Here is a 14505-nt window from a genome sequence, read left to right as displayed (position 1 = left end):
AATAGTGTACAATATATAAAGAAAAGTTGAAAAGTAGAATAGTGGTGTCAAGCGTGGGAAAGAAAGAACAAGTTAAAATAATTAAAGATCCAAAAGATAAAAGAGCAATAAGCCGATTAATTATCCTAATCGGAACATTAATTGTTTTAGTTATTGTTATGATTGTTGGCGCGCTTTTTTCAGCGGATAGTTTTCGTTATTCATATCGAACAGGAATTGCTTATTCAGGAGGATATCAAGTTCAAATTGATGTTTTTGACAAAAGAGACCCTAATTATTCACCTGATACTCCAAATGGAGATAGCAAAAAAGGCTTAGAATTATTACTAAATAAATTAGATCCTTTATCAAGCCAAAATTTATATTTACAAACATTAGGGCGTAATTCGGTTGAAGTTATTGTTGGAAAAGATATGTTTAAATCTTACAATGACTTAAGTAAAATAATTCAACGATTAGGAGCAATTTACTTAACTGATAGTAAGGGAAAAGATTTATTAATTAGTGATAATAATGGAACAAAAGAACGAACACCATTAAGTGATGTTATTTCTGGTTCAACAACAGGAGTTGGCCAAGCACGTCAACCAATTATTACCTTACAAATTAAAAATCAACAAAAATGAGATAGCATTATTAATAGTTTAAAACCAGCAGAAGGAGGCGGACAAGCACAGCCACTATATATTTGAACTGATATTGGTCAAATGATTGATGATTTACGCCATGATATTGATAATATACAAGCAAATGCAACTTTGTTTAGTGTTGATATTCGTAAGGTTTCTTCAACAGATTGAACAAATATTTATCATATTTTTGATGTAGAATATTATGACGCGGGAACTGCCCGAATTCAGCCTGGTAATTTGTTAGACTTAGCATTACGTTATCCAATTTCACAAATTAGAACATGAATGGAAGATAGTCATTTTCGTTTTACAACAGTGCCGACAAATCGTTTATTAATTGATCCAAATGATAAAAGTGCTACAACAAATGCATATATTGATCCATTGCGACCATATTTACAGACAATTATTGAATATAATAGTGATTTGACAGAAGCATATAAAAAATATATTATTAATTGAAATTCAATTAAAATTGGAACTGGTGCTTCCGAAAATTCAAATCAAATTACAACATCAACCGAGACGGAAGCTCGTCAAATTAGTAACTTGATTAATGGGGGGCTAAGTGGACTAGAATTTACTATTCGCGGCGGTTATCGTGAAATCCCACCGGCTGTTTCAACAAATGTGTTTAAAATTTCAATGATTATTTTAGGTGTTCTAGTTTTAGCCATTTTTGTTGTATTATTAGTTTATTATCGTTTATTTGGTTTAATTGCCGTATTAACTTTATTGTTTACAATTATTTCAACCTTATATTTCTCATCTTTATTAAAGGTTGAAATTTCACCAGAAAGTATTGCCGCTTTAATTATTGCTTTTGGATTATCATTAGAAGGAAACTTGCTGTTCTTTTCACGGTATAAACGTGAGCGGTATGAAAATAACATCCCATTTGAACCGGCAATGAAAATTGCTAATAAACAAACAATTGCTGTTTTTATCGATGCTTTAGTCGTTTTAATAATATTGGGGCTGTCACTATTTTGAACAGGAACTAATAATATTAAATCATTTGCCACAATTTTATTAGTTGGTTTAATTATTTCAATTATTATGGTTTTTGCCGTAGCGCGGCTAATGTATTGAATTGTCATTAAGTTACATTGGCAAGAAAAATATCGTTGGTTAGATGTTTCACTATTTTCATTATGAACTTGATTGTTTAAGAAACAATCAAGAAAACTAGCTACTGATGTTAAAATAGTGGATTCTTCAACAACTGACCTTCCATCTGATGTTGAAGTAAATCTTACTGCTAATGGTGAAACAGAATTATCTGCTTCAGCCCCCGCAGAAAATAAAAAGCGTAAACAATTAAAACACGGCAAATGAACCTTTTATAATATTACAAAATTAACCCCAATTGTTGGTATCATTTTATTAATAATTGCCTTAGCAATCGGTTTTGCTGGGAAAGCAAATATTGCTAATACAATTAAACCGGGAATTAATATTACAGTTAATGAAGACTTGTGAGGAACAGATGGGTCTAAACAAGTTCCAGATGAAGTTGCAATTGCCAAGTTAAACACGCAAATTGAAGAGTATCGGCAAATAAAACGTCATAATTTTAGTTTTAATATTTATGTGATTAAACGACAAGATAGTGGTAATAGTAACCGTATTTTAGTTGTTAGTACAAATATTACGAAAGGCACTTTTGAACGTGAATTGTTATCAAGAATTGCTTCATTTTATGGCGCTATCCCGAGTGATACATCATTAGCTTTACAACAAACTGATCCAGTTATGGAAGGTTATATCTTAAAAATTGCGGCAATTAGCCTAGCAATTGGTTTAGCATGTATTTTTGTTTATACATTATTCCGCTTAGATTGAGCACAATTTGTTGGAATGGTGTTAGCCGCAATCTTTACGTTAATTGTTACTATTGCAATTGCAATTATTACGCAGTTGTTAATTACCTTTGAAATGTCAATTGCGTTCTTAACGATTTTTGGGTTTGCAATTGCCTTTGGGAAAATGGTAATGGTGCGAGCAAAACAAAATAAAAAAGCAATTAATATTCGTGAGTATGAAACATTATTTTCCTATATGTCAGAACATCGTGCTCAAATTAAACGTTTACGTCGTGCTCATAAAGTTTATTATCAAGAGGAATTAAAAAAACTAGCAATTAAAAATCCAGATTTAAAATTAAAAGAATTGAAAAAACAATATCGTGAACAATTGTGTCCGGTGCAATTGATGGCAAAAGATATTAAAAGTAAAAACCATAAAATCATCCGAGAAATTCAAAAAGAGTTTCGGATTTATAATTATGAACATAACTTTTTACAAAAAGTTGCTAATGTTACAATTAAACAAATGTTACAGCATTGTTTAACATTAGGAATTATGTTTGCAATTTTATTAATTACTTTAGCGGCTTTTTCAGGAACATGATTTGGCTTTAATGTTGTTATTTTAATTGGTTTAATTATTGGGATGTTTGCGACATTATTCGTTGCAATCCCAATTTGAGTAGCATTAGAAAAATATCGTGCGTTAAATAAAATCCGTGTTAAAAATTACTTAGATTCACAACGCGTTGAAGTTGATGAACAAGTTGTTGTTGGAATTAATGATTAATTAACCAAAAAAGGAATTTTTAAAAATGGATCTAAAAAATTTTATTGTTGATATTCCTAATTATCCAGAACATGGGGTTATTTTTCGTGATATTACTCCGTTGTTAAATAACGCTTTGGCTTTTAAAACAGTAATTAAGCAATTAGCAGCGTATGCTGTTGCCCAAAAAGCAACAGTAATTATTGCTCCTGAAGCACATTGTTTTTTGTTTGGGCCCGGGCGGGGGCCTGTTAGTTATGCTACCAATTTATGGTTTATTCCTGTGAGAAAAGCGGGGAAATTACCCCGAGCAGTTATTGATGTAAAATATAGTTACGAATATGCGGCAAATCAATTAGAGATTCACACCGGAGATTTACAACCAAATGATCTTGTGTTGATTGTTGATGATGTTTTAATGATGTTTTAGCATCGGGAGAAACAGCACGAGCAATGTGTCAATTAAGTTAAGCAAGAACAAGCAACAATTGCTGATTTAGCCTTTATGATTGATTTAACATATTTGAATGGTAAAAAAGATTTAGTTTCATATCTAATTAAAACCCTGATTAAATATTAATGCTAAACGCGATATAATTATAATTATTATAAGAAAAAGAGGTTGTTTATAATAAATCGAGATATTAAATACGAAGAAGTCTTAGCCCAAATTAAGTTGTATATTAAAGATGAAGAAACATTAAAGGAAATTCAGAAAGCATATGAGTATGCTGAAGAAAAACACCATGGGCAAGTTCGCAATAGCGGAGCAGCGTATATTATTCATCCATTATGAACAACCTTTTTTTTGGCGCAGTGACGAATGGGGCCAAAAACTTTGATTGCCGGGTTATTACATGATGTTTTAGAAGATACTCCAGCCACCTTTGAAGAATTACAAGAATTGTTTGGGATTGAAATCGCTAATTTAGTTGAAGGGGTAACCAAAGTTAGTTATTTTGCGAAAGAAAATCGGACACAAATCAAAGCACAATATTTACGAAAGCTATATTTATCAATGGCGAAAGATATTCGCGTAATTATTGTCAAGTTAGCTGATCGTTTACATAATTTAAAAACAATTGGTTATTTAAAACCAGAACGTCAACAAATTATTGCACGAGAAAGTTTAGAAATTTATTCAGCAATTGCACATCGTTTAGGAATGAAAGCTGTTAAACAAGAAATTGAAGATATTAGTTTTAAAATTGTTAACCCTGTGCAATACAATAAAATTGTTTCATTATTAGAATCAAGTAATAAAGAGCGAGAAAATACTATTAATCAAAAAATTGAAGAATTAAAACAAATTTTAATTACTGAAAAAAAGATGTCCGTAAAAGTATATGGACGTAGTAAATCAATTTATTCAATTTATCGTAAAATGAATCAGTTTGGCAAAAATTTTGATGATATTCATGATATTTTAGCTGTCCGCATTATTGCAAATAGTGTTGATGATTGTTATAAGGTGTTAGGTTTTGTCCATCAGCATTATACGCCATTAAATAATCGCTTTAAAGATTATATTGCTACGCCAAAACATAATTTATATCAATCTTTGCATACTACAATTGCGGCTGATGATGGCCTTATTTTTGAAGTTCAAATTCGAACTGAAGAAATGGATGAATTAGCAGAACAAGGGGTAGCAGCGCATTGACGTTATAAAGAAGGGGAAAATTATGATATTGCAAAAAAACAAAAAGATATTGATGAGCGATTAGATATTTTTAAACGGATTTTAGATTTAGAAAATATTTCAGTGCAAGAACGAGATGAAATTCAACAAGAAGTTTATAAACCAGATCATTTAATGGAACAAATTATTCAAAATGATATTTTTTCTTCGTTAATTTATGTTTTAACGCCAAATGGGAAGGTTGTAACATTACCATTTGGTTCGACTGTTCTTGACTTTGCTTATAAAATTCATTCTGAAATTGGGGAAAAAACAATTGGAGCAAAAATTAATGGTTTATTTTCACCAATTTCAACTGTTTTAAAATCAGGGGATGTGGTTGATATTAAAACAGCAGCAACCCAAAAACCAAATCATTCATGATTAGTTGTCGCAAAAACATCATCTGCATTACAAAAAATTAAGAAGTATTTGAAAAAAGAATTAGTTGAAGTAACTAGTGATACAAAATCAGTTAATTTAGAAAAAATTAAACAAACAAAGGCACAAATTGAAGAATATATTGCAAAAAAAGATTTAAAATGAAAGTTAGTTGATTCAGAAACACAATTAGAACGATTACATGCAATTAATTTTAATAATATTGAAGATTTTTTGTTAGATGTTGCTAATGATGAATATACTTTAGAAGAAACAATTAATTTAGTTTATTTAGATCACGAAACAAGTCAAAATGAAAAAATTTTAAAAAAATTACAAGATAAACAATATAAAAAAGCGCAGTTAAAAGATGATATCATTGTCCAAGGCATTTCAAGCATTAAAGTTGTTATTTCGCAATGTTGTTTGCCAATTCCATATGAAGACATCACTGGTTATGTTTCTAAAGCTGAAGGGATTAAAGTTCATTTAAAAACATGTCGCAATATTAAAAGCGGTGATAAGCAAGACCGCCAAGTTGAAGTTAGTTGAAATGAAACAGTTTGTAAAAATAAAAAATATGATTGTGCAATTCGGATTGAAGCAATTGATCGACCAGCCTTACTAGTTGATGTGACAAAAGTATTAAGTCATTTAAATGCATCGGTTCAAATGATGAGTGCTAATGTTTCTGGTGATTTAATGAATTTAACAATTAAAACAATTATTAAGGTTAGTAATGCTGACCGCTTGCAACAAATTCGGTCATCATTATTAGCCATTCCAGATATTAAAGTAGTAGAACGAGTTATGATGTAATTTGTTAATCACTCTAGAATAAAAAAAAATATCATCTTCCTTGTTTTCTTGGTATAATATACTTATAATTATTTAGAAACATGGAGGAGACTATGACATTAAAGTCTTGACTAAAATTTAGTACTATATGATTTTTAGCAGGAATTGTAATTATTATGGCTGGAGCAGTTATTCCAACATTAAATCAACAAGTAACAGCATTAAAACAAGAAATTATTAATTCATTAAGCGTTAAAGGATTAAACCCTAATCCGCTAGAAGCTTTACAGGGAGATAGTGCTTATAATATTTTAAATTTTTTATTATCATATGGTTCTTTTAAAACAGTTTTTAGTTTAAAGGGATTTTCTCTTTTTAAATTTTGAGTAATTGATTTATATATTTTTGTTCCTATTTTTACATTAATTGCAGTTGGAACAGCAATTTTTGTTATTGTCTTACTAACAAATATAACAGCAGCACATTGAAAATGAAATGTTCGTTTATTAGTTGGGAAATGAATGACAAGAATTGGCGGCTTTACTCTATATCTATCCTTATTTTTAGGATTATTTTTCATTGCCATTGCTGATGGTTTTTCTTTTGTACTGCGTGAAAAACTTTACTGATATAATTTAACTAATGGCCAAGGATTGGCAACTTGAATAAACAATGTACAATATCAACCAAATGTTTTTTCAGTATTAGGTTTAATAATTAATCAAGATGGTTTAGGAACGCTTTTTGCGCAAGCACCAACAATTATGCAAGCAGGAGCAGTATTAATTATTTTTGTGATGCCCCTTGCTGTTGCTAATGTTGTGATTGGATTATCAATTCGCATTGCAATTGAATTATTATTACCATCATCAGCAGGACACCGCGGTGGATTTGTAACTCACTTTATGCAATGATTAGGATACATTAATATTTCTTCTCGTCGTGAACTTCGTCAACGATTAGGAAGCAACATTGGAATGATTTTATTAATGATTGGTTTTATTGTGATTATGATTTTCCCTGCTTTCACATCAACAACGCGGTATGTTACAGCTAACTGAATCCTTTTAGTAGTTGCAATAGGATTAATGATCATTAGTTTTATTCCCCTTTATTTTATGTTGTTTTGTTTAGCGCGTTTACAAGAATTTTCATATAATTTATTAATGTTTGTTCAAATGCTAACATGATTGGTAATTGGTTTACTTTGACAAACCTTAATGTGAACAATATTTCGCCAATATTTTCAATATCCAGCCGTTGTGCCTGTAATTACGACTTTCTTCTTTGTTAATATTTTATTAGTTTCGTTTTATTTATTGGTTCGAGGATATCGAAAATAGACTTTTGGTAATAACTTCTTTGAAATAAAAAAGTTTTTTTTCGTTTGGTATGCTATAATCCTATTAATTAATTATGAAAGAGAAATAAATATTAAAATGACAAAATTTACAGCAAATGCAATTCGAAGAATGTGGTTAGATTTTTTTCACAGTAAGGATCATTATGAATTACCTTCAGTATCATTGATTCCTGTTGATGATCCGTCATTATTATGAATTAATTCTGGTGTGGCAACGTTAAAACCATATTTTGATGGGCGAAAAACGCCACCATCACCACGCTTGACAAATTCACAAAAATCAATTCGAACTAATGATATTGAAAATGTTGGTTATACAGCACGTCATCATACTTTGTTTGAAATGCTTGGTAATTTTTCAATTGGTGATTACTTTAAAAAAGAAGCAATTATGTATGCTTGAGAATTTTTAACTGATAAAAAATGAATTGGGTTTGATCCTGCCAAATTATATGTCACAATTTATAAAGATGATCAAGAAGCTTATAAAATTTGATGCAATGTAATTGGTTTAAGTGATGAACGAATTATTAAAGGTGATAAGGATACTAATTTTTGAGAAATTGGGGCCGGACCATGTGGACCTAATACCGAAATTTTTTATGACCGTGGGGAAAAATATGATCTTGAGCAGTTAGGATTAAAGTTATTACAAGATGATTTAGAAAATGATCGTTATTTGGAAGTTTGAAATATTGTTTTTTCACAATATAATAATAATGGCGATGGCACATATACTGATTTATCACGAAAAAATATTGATACTGGTGCTGGATTAGAACGAATTACTTCAATTATTCAAGAAACACCAACTAATTTTGAAACTGATTTATTTATGCCAATTATTAAAGCGGTTGAAAAATTAGTAAATGGAAAATATCATTATGATGAAACAGCATTGTTTAACAATTATTCAGAACAATTAAAAATTAATACTGCATTTAAAGTAATTGCTGATCATATTCGGGCAGTTACTTTTGCAATTGCTGATGGTGCTTTTCCAGGGAATAAAGATCGCAGTTATGTTATTCGGCGTTTAATTCGTCGTGCTAGTTTATATGGGAAAAAAATTGATTTAACAGAACCATTTTTATTTAAATTAGTGGGAACAGTAGTTAACATTATGCAAGAATATTATTCTTATCTAGTTGAAAAACAACCAATTGTTGAACAAGCTGTGTTAGATGAAGAAAATAAATTTTTAAAAACATTAGAACAAGGAAACAAACTTTTTAATGAAGTTAAAACAAAATATGGTACGATTTCAAAAGAGCATGCCTTTCGTTTATTTGAAAGTTATGGTTTTCCAATTGAATTAATTGAAGAAGAAGCACACGAAGCAGGGATTAGTGTTGAACGTGTTGGTTTTGATGAATTATTAGAAAATGCGAAAACAATTTCACGTACTACTCGAAAAGATATTAAAGCAATTAATTTACAAAGTGAACTTTTTACCAAGTTATATGTTGCTAGTAAATTTGTTGGTTATGAACATGAACAAGTTAATAATACAGAAATTGTCTTTATGTTTGCTGATGATAAACCAGTCACAAAATTAACTAATACAACAGGATATATCATTTTAAAAGAGACGCCATTTTATGTTGAAAAAGGAGGACAAGCTGCTGATCGCGGGTTAATTTTAAAAGACAATACGACAGCTTATGTTCTGGATGTACAACAAGGACCAAATAAACAGCATTTACATTTTGTCAAAGTTGAAGGGACACTTAAGATTGGAGATTTGGTCAATGCGTCAATTGACAGTGATCGTCGTTTTTATACGCGGAAAAATCATTCAGGAACACATTTAATTCATGCTGCTTTACGAGAAGTGCTAGGAAACCATGTTATGCAAACTGGTTCTTATAACGATGATGAACGTTTACGAATTGATATTACACATAATCAAGCAATTACACCAGCAGAAATTACAGCTGTAGAAGATTCTGTTACAAAGGCAATTAATGATGCAATTCCTTGTGAAGTTATTTATACTGATATGCAAGCAGCATTAGATGTGCATCATGCTTTAGCTTTTTTTACAGAAAAATATGATGCTGAGGTTCGAATTGTTAAATTTGGTACTTATTCTTGTGAACTTTGTGGAGGAACCCATGTGGCTAATTCACAAGATGTTGAAGATTTACTAGTAACTGGTTTGGAATCAAAAGGAGCTGGAACATTTCGAATTCATGCTATTACCTCAAATAAAACAATTGCTATTTATCTAAATGAACAATTTTTAAAAGAAAAAACTGAAGAAATTAATTATTTTGATAAGTATAATCAAGGGAAGAAGGCATTACTTGACCAACGTTTAGAGCAAACTTGAGAACAAATTAGTAATTTAACCGTTTCAAAAACAAACTGAAAACAGTTAAAAGAGTTAGTGGCACAATTTAAAGAAGATTTTAAACGTTGACAAAAACAATATGATAATATTTTAATTCAACAATTTGTCAAACAATATAATACCTTGTTACCACAAACTAAAAATGGAATTAATGTTTTAACTCATCAATTTACAACAAAAGTTGATATTAATGCTTTAAAAGTGTTAATTGATGATTATAAAGCCCGATATCAAAACTTACTAATTTTCTTCGTTGATGTTAGTGATGAAAAACAAGCCACATTAATTGTTGGTGTTAGTGATGATTTATACGATCGTTATCAAGCTGGAAAAATTATTCAACAATTAAATCCATTATTAGATGGTAAAGGTGGTGGCAATAATAGTGTTGCTCAAAGTGGTTTTAACAATAAAGACAAAACTTTACTTGTTAAATTATTCACTGACCCGCTGGAATTTTTAAAACATCATGGCTAATTATTATTTAGGAGTTGATGTTGGTAGTAAAACACTAGGCTTAGCAACAAGTTGGGGATTGATTGCGACTGGGTATGGTGTTTATCGCTTTCCAGAAAATGATTTTGCACAAGCAGCGCAATATTTAGCGGAGTTAATTACAACGAAACAATTTAGTGATATTATTATTGGCTATCCAAAAAATATGAATAATACAATTGGACCTCGTGCTTTAATGGTTAATGATTTTGTTGATGTTTTAAAACCATTATTAGAGGCAACGATAACAATTCACTTAGTTGATGAACGGCTAACAACACGTCAAGCTCATCAAATAATGTTAGAAGCAAATATTTCGCGCCAAAAACGAAAACAAAAAAAAGATAGTTTAGCAGCGCAATTAATTTTAGAAGCATATTTGCAACAGAAATAAAAGAGTTAGAGTGCACCCATTTTAGTAAGTACTAATAAAAAGTATTTACTATTTTTTTAATTATATCTTTTTCTTTACGATGGATAGGCTACAATTATTAGGACCATAATTATATAGACTTCAAAATTAGATAAAATTATTAAGAAAGAAGGAATATAAAAATGGGAAATAAAACTTCATACTCTGAAGAATTTAAAAAACAAATTGTCATGCTATATAAAAATGGTAAAAGTGTTATTAATCTAGGGCAAGAATATAATTTACCAAAACCAACTATTTATAGTTGAGTTAAAAATTATAATAATTCTGGTTCATTTAAAGCAAAAGACAATCGCACACTAGAAGAAAATGAAATAATAACTTTACGAAAAGAACTTAAAGACTTGAAAATGGAAAATGACATTTTAAAGCAAGCCGCACTGATAATCGCCAAAAAATAACAATAATTAATAACAACAAAACAAAATATTCAGTAAGAAAAATATGTAAGATTTTGGGTTTATCAAAATCAACGTATTATTATCAAACTAATAAATGTATTAACAAGCAAGTTAATAATTATGAACAAGAAATTATCAGTGCCTTTAATAAAAGTCGCAAAATTTATGGGGCTCGCAAAATTAAAGTTATTTTAAACAGAAAAGATATCATCTTATCGCGGTGAAAAATCAGATTCTTTATGATCAAAAATAATTTGGTTTCTAAATACACCAAATTAAAATATCATAATCATAAAACAACAGTCAATAATGACCAAATTAATAATATTTTAAATCGTCAATTTAACAACAAAAAACCTAATGAAGTTATTGTTAGTGATTTAACATATGTTCAAGTTGGCGCTAAATGACATTATATTTGTTTATTAATTGACTTGTTTAATCGTGAAATAATTGGTTATAGTGCTGGGCCGAATAAAACAGCCGAACTGGTTCAACAAGCTTTTCATAAAATAACACGACAATTAAATCAAATAACTCTATTTCATACTGATCGTGGTAATGAGTTTAAAAATAAAATCATTGATGAAATTTTAATAACTTTTAATATTAAAAGATCATTAAGTAATAAAGGCTGCCCTTATGATAATGCTGTGGCCGAAACAACACTTACAAAACTTTTAAAACTGAATTTATTAAGGGCAAAAAATTTAAAAATTTAACACAATTAAAATACGAAATTTTTGATTTTGTGCATTGATATAACAATATTCTAATTCATGGCAGTTTAAATTATTTATCTCCAGTTACTTTTAGAAAACAAATGTCTATATAAAAAGTGTCCTAAAAAGTGTTGCCATTCCACATTTAAATACAACTGATGTTACATATAAATATAACAATTTGTTAAATCAAGATTTTGATAGTTATAAACTACATGAAGTTGTTGTCAGTGATTTAACCTATGTTTTTATTAGTAACAAATGATATTATGTCTGTTTCTTAGTTGATTTATTTAATCGAGAAATTATTGGTTATGATGTTAGTTTACACAAAAATGTCAAATTAGTTGAAAGCAGCTTTAATAAACTTCAATTTTCATTAAGCAATATTAAAATATTTCACACTGATCAAGGCAGTGAATTCAATAATAATCTTATTTATAACCTGTTAGTTAAAAATGGGATTCAAAAATCTTGCAGTAAACCAGGTTATCCTTATGACAATGCTGTTGCGGAATCAACATACAAAATTTTTAAAACTGAATTTATTAAAAATAATAATTTTAAAAACGTTGAGCAGTTTAAATTAGAATTATTTGATTACATTAATTGGTACAATAATATTCGAATTCATAGCAAACTAAATTATTTAACACCAGTGCAATACAAAAATTATTATTCTACATAAAATTTGTCCAAAAAACCCTTGCCATTCCAATGATTTTTTTATTTCATCAATAGTTTTCTGCAAAATTAAAACTAACAATAGCAATTAATCATCTAACTTTAAAACAGCCATAAAAGCTTCTTGGGGGACTTCAACTGAACCAATTGCTTTCATTCGTTTTTTTCCTTCTTTTTGTTTTTCTAATAATTTCTTTTTTCGAGTAATATCGCCACCATAACATTTTGCTAACACATTTTTACGCATTGCTTTAATATCTTCTCGTGCAATAACTTTATGATTAATGGCTGCTTGAATTGGAACTTCAAAATTTTGACGGGGGATAATTTCTTTTAATTTTGCACATAGGGCCTTACCACGCCCATAAGCAAAATCACGATGAACAATAATTGATAAAGCATCAATAATTTCATTGTTTAATAAAATATCCATTTTAACTAATTTATTAGGACGATAACCAATAAAATCATAATCTAACGAAGCGTAACCTTTACTAATTGATTTTAACCGATCAAAAAAATCAAACACAATTTCATTTAATGGCATTTCATAAGTTAAAATTCGCCGTGTATCATCAATATACTCTAAATTAACATATGTTCCACGTTTATTTTGGCATAATTCCATTAATGAGCCAATATATTGCTCAGGAGTCATAATCGTTGCTTTGACAAATGGTTCTTCAATGCGATCAATTTTTTGCACAGCTGGTAACTCACCTGGATTATCAATACTAATCATTTCCTTATTTGTTAAATAAACATGATAAATTACCGATGGAGCAGTTGCAATTAACTCTAAATTATATTCTCGTTCTAACCGTTCTTGAATAACATCCATATGTAATAATCCTAAAAAGCCACAACGAAAACCAAAACCTAATACTTGTGATGTTTCTGGTTCATAAACAAGGGAAGCATCTGATAACTGAATTTTTTCTAATGCTTCTTTTAAATCTTTATATTTAGCTGAATCAATTGGATATAATCCGCAAAATACCATTGGGTTCATTTTTTTATATCCTGGTAATGGTTGTTGAGCTGGATTAGCAACGGTTGTGATCGTATCACCAACCCGAACATCACGTACCATTTTAATACTTGCTGCTAATCAACCTACTTCACCAGCAACTAAATGGTTTTTTTTAACTTCTTTTGGTGTTTTAACTCCTAATTCGGCAACTTCATAAACAGCACCAGTATTCATTAATTTAATTTTTTCACCAACGCGAACAATTCCTTGTTTAACTCTAATTGAGACCATTACACCACGATATTTATCATAATATGAGTCAAAAATTAATGCTTGCAATGGATTATTATCATCGCCATCTAAAGGCGCAGGGATATCTTTGACAATTGCTTCTAAGACCTGTTCAATATTTAACCCTGTCTTAGCACTAATTAATGGCGCATTTGTTGTTGGAATTCCAATTAAATTTTCAATTTCTTCTTTAACACGATCTGGATCAGCAGATGGTAAATCAATTTTATTAATAACAGGAATAATTGCTAAATTATTATCAATTGCTAAATAAACATTTGCTAATGTTTGGGCTTCAATTCCTTGTGCTGCATCAACAACTAAAATTGCTCCTTCACAAGCTGCTAAACTACGTGATACTTCATAGGCAAAATCAACATGCCCTGGTGTATCAATTAAATGAAAAATATACTCTTGTTGATTTTGAACACAATATTTTAACTGAACAGAATTTAATTTAATTGTTATTCCTCGTTCACGTTCTAAATCCATTGAATCCAATAATTGTTCTTGCATTTCTCGTTTTTCAACTGTCCCTGTTAACTCTAAAATCCGGTCTGCTAAGGTTGACTTCCCATGGTCAATATGAGCAATAATTGAAAAATTACGAATTAATTTTTTATCCATTTAAAATTAAAATCCTTTCTATAAACAGTTACATCTCTGATATTATTATACATAATTTTAGCAAAATAACCTGAAATAGCAGGTTTTAATA

General features: G+C 29.5%; 8 protein-coding genes and 1 pseudogene. 8 read left to right on the top strand and 1 reads right to left on the bottom strand.

Annotated features, from left to right (window positions below; genetic code table 4):
- The first annotated feature begins 53 nt into the window (after nt 1–53).
- From AAHM76_RS05815 to AAHM76_RS05780, 8 genes and pseudogenes are all read left to right on the top strand, one after another.
- Entirely contained in the window at nt 54–3230 is a 3177-nt protein-coding gene (locus tag AAHM76_RS05815) for a protein translocase SecDF, variant type (RefSeq protein ID WP_342255713.1), read from the top strand.
- A 25-nt stretch (nt 3231–3255) separates the two neighbouring features.
- Complete coding sequence (locus AAHM76_RS05810; protein WP_342255712.1) at nt 3256–3639, top strand: adenine phosphoribosyltransferase; 384 nt, start codon at nt 3256–3258, stop codon at nt 3637–3639.
- A 201-nt stretch (nt 3640–3840) separates the two neighbouring features.
- Nucleotides 3841–6090, top strand: coding sequence for a RelA/SpoT family protein (locus AAHM76_RS05805; RefSeq protein ID WP_425289475.1), 2250 nt, complete (start codon nt 3841–3843; stop codon nt 6088–6090).
- A 92-nt stretch (nt 6091–6182) separates the two neighbouring features.
- Nucleotides 6183–7412: a motility-associated protein Scm1 gene (gene scm1 / locus AAHM76_RS05800; RefSeq protein WP_342255710.1), complete on the top strand. Its 1230-nt coding sequence runs from the start codon at nt 6183–6185 to the stop codon at nt 7410–7412.
- Nucleotides 7413–7508: 96 nt separating this feature from the next.
- Nucleotides 7509–10265: an alanine--tRNA ligase gene (gene alaS / locus AAHM76_RS05795; RefSeq protein ID WP_342255709.1), complete on the top strand. Its 2757-nt coding sequence runs from the start codon at nt 7509–7511 to the stop codon at nt 10263–10265.
- Nucleotides 10258–10677: a Holliday junction resolvase RuvX gene (ruvX, locus tag AAHM76_RS05790; protein WP_342255708.1), complete on the top strand. Its 420-nt coding sequence runs from the start codon at nt 10258–10260 to the stop codon at nt 10675–10677. The genes alaS and ruvX overlap by 8 nt, the downstream gene beginning before the upstream one ends.
- Before the next feature lie 161 nt (nt 10678–10838).
- Nucleotides 10839–11952, top strand: a pseudogene (locus AAHM76_RS05785) (IS3 family transposase).
- Nucleotides 11953–12020: 68 nt separating this feature from the next.
- The gene (locus AAHM76_RS05780; RefSeq protein ID WP_342255707.1) at nt 12021–12527 is read left to right on the top strand and encodes an IS3 family transposase; all 507 of its coding nucleotides are present in this window, start codon (nt 12021–12023) and stop codon (nt 12525–12527) included.
- A gap of 84 nt (nt 12528–12611) precedes the next feature.
- On the opposite strand, the gene lepA is transcribed toward AAHM76_RS05780, so the two are convergent.
- Nucleotides 12612–14414 (bottom strand): translation elongation factor 4, encoded by a 1803-nt coding sequence (gene lepA / locus AAHM76_RS05775; RefSeq protein ID WP_342255706.1) that lies wholly within the window; start codon nt 14412–14414, stop codon nt 12612–12614.
- Nucleotides 14415–14505 lie beyond the last annotated feature (91 nt).

Source organism: Spiroplasma endosymbiont of Poecilobothrus nobilitatus (assembly GCF_964030655.1).
Classification (GTDB): Bacteria; Bacillota_I; Bacilli_A; order Mycoplasmatales; family Mycoplasmataceae; genus Spiroplasma.
Note: the sequence above shows the minus strand (reverse complement) of the source record. Positions and strands in the feature narration are given on the sequence as shown.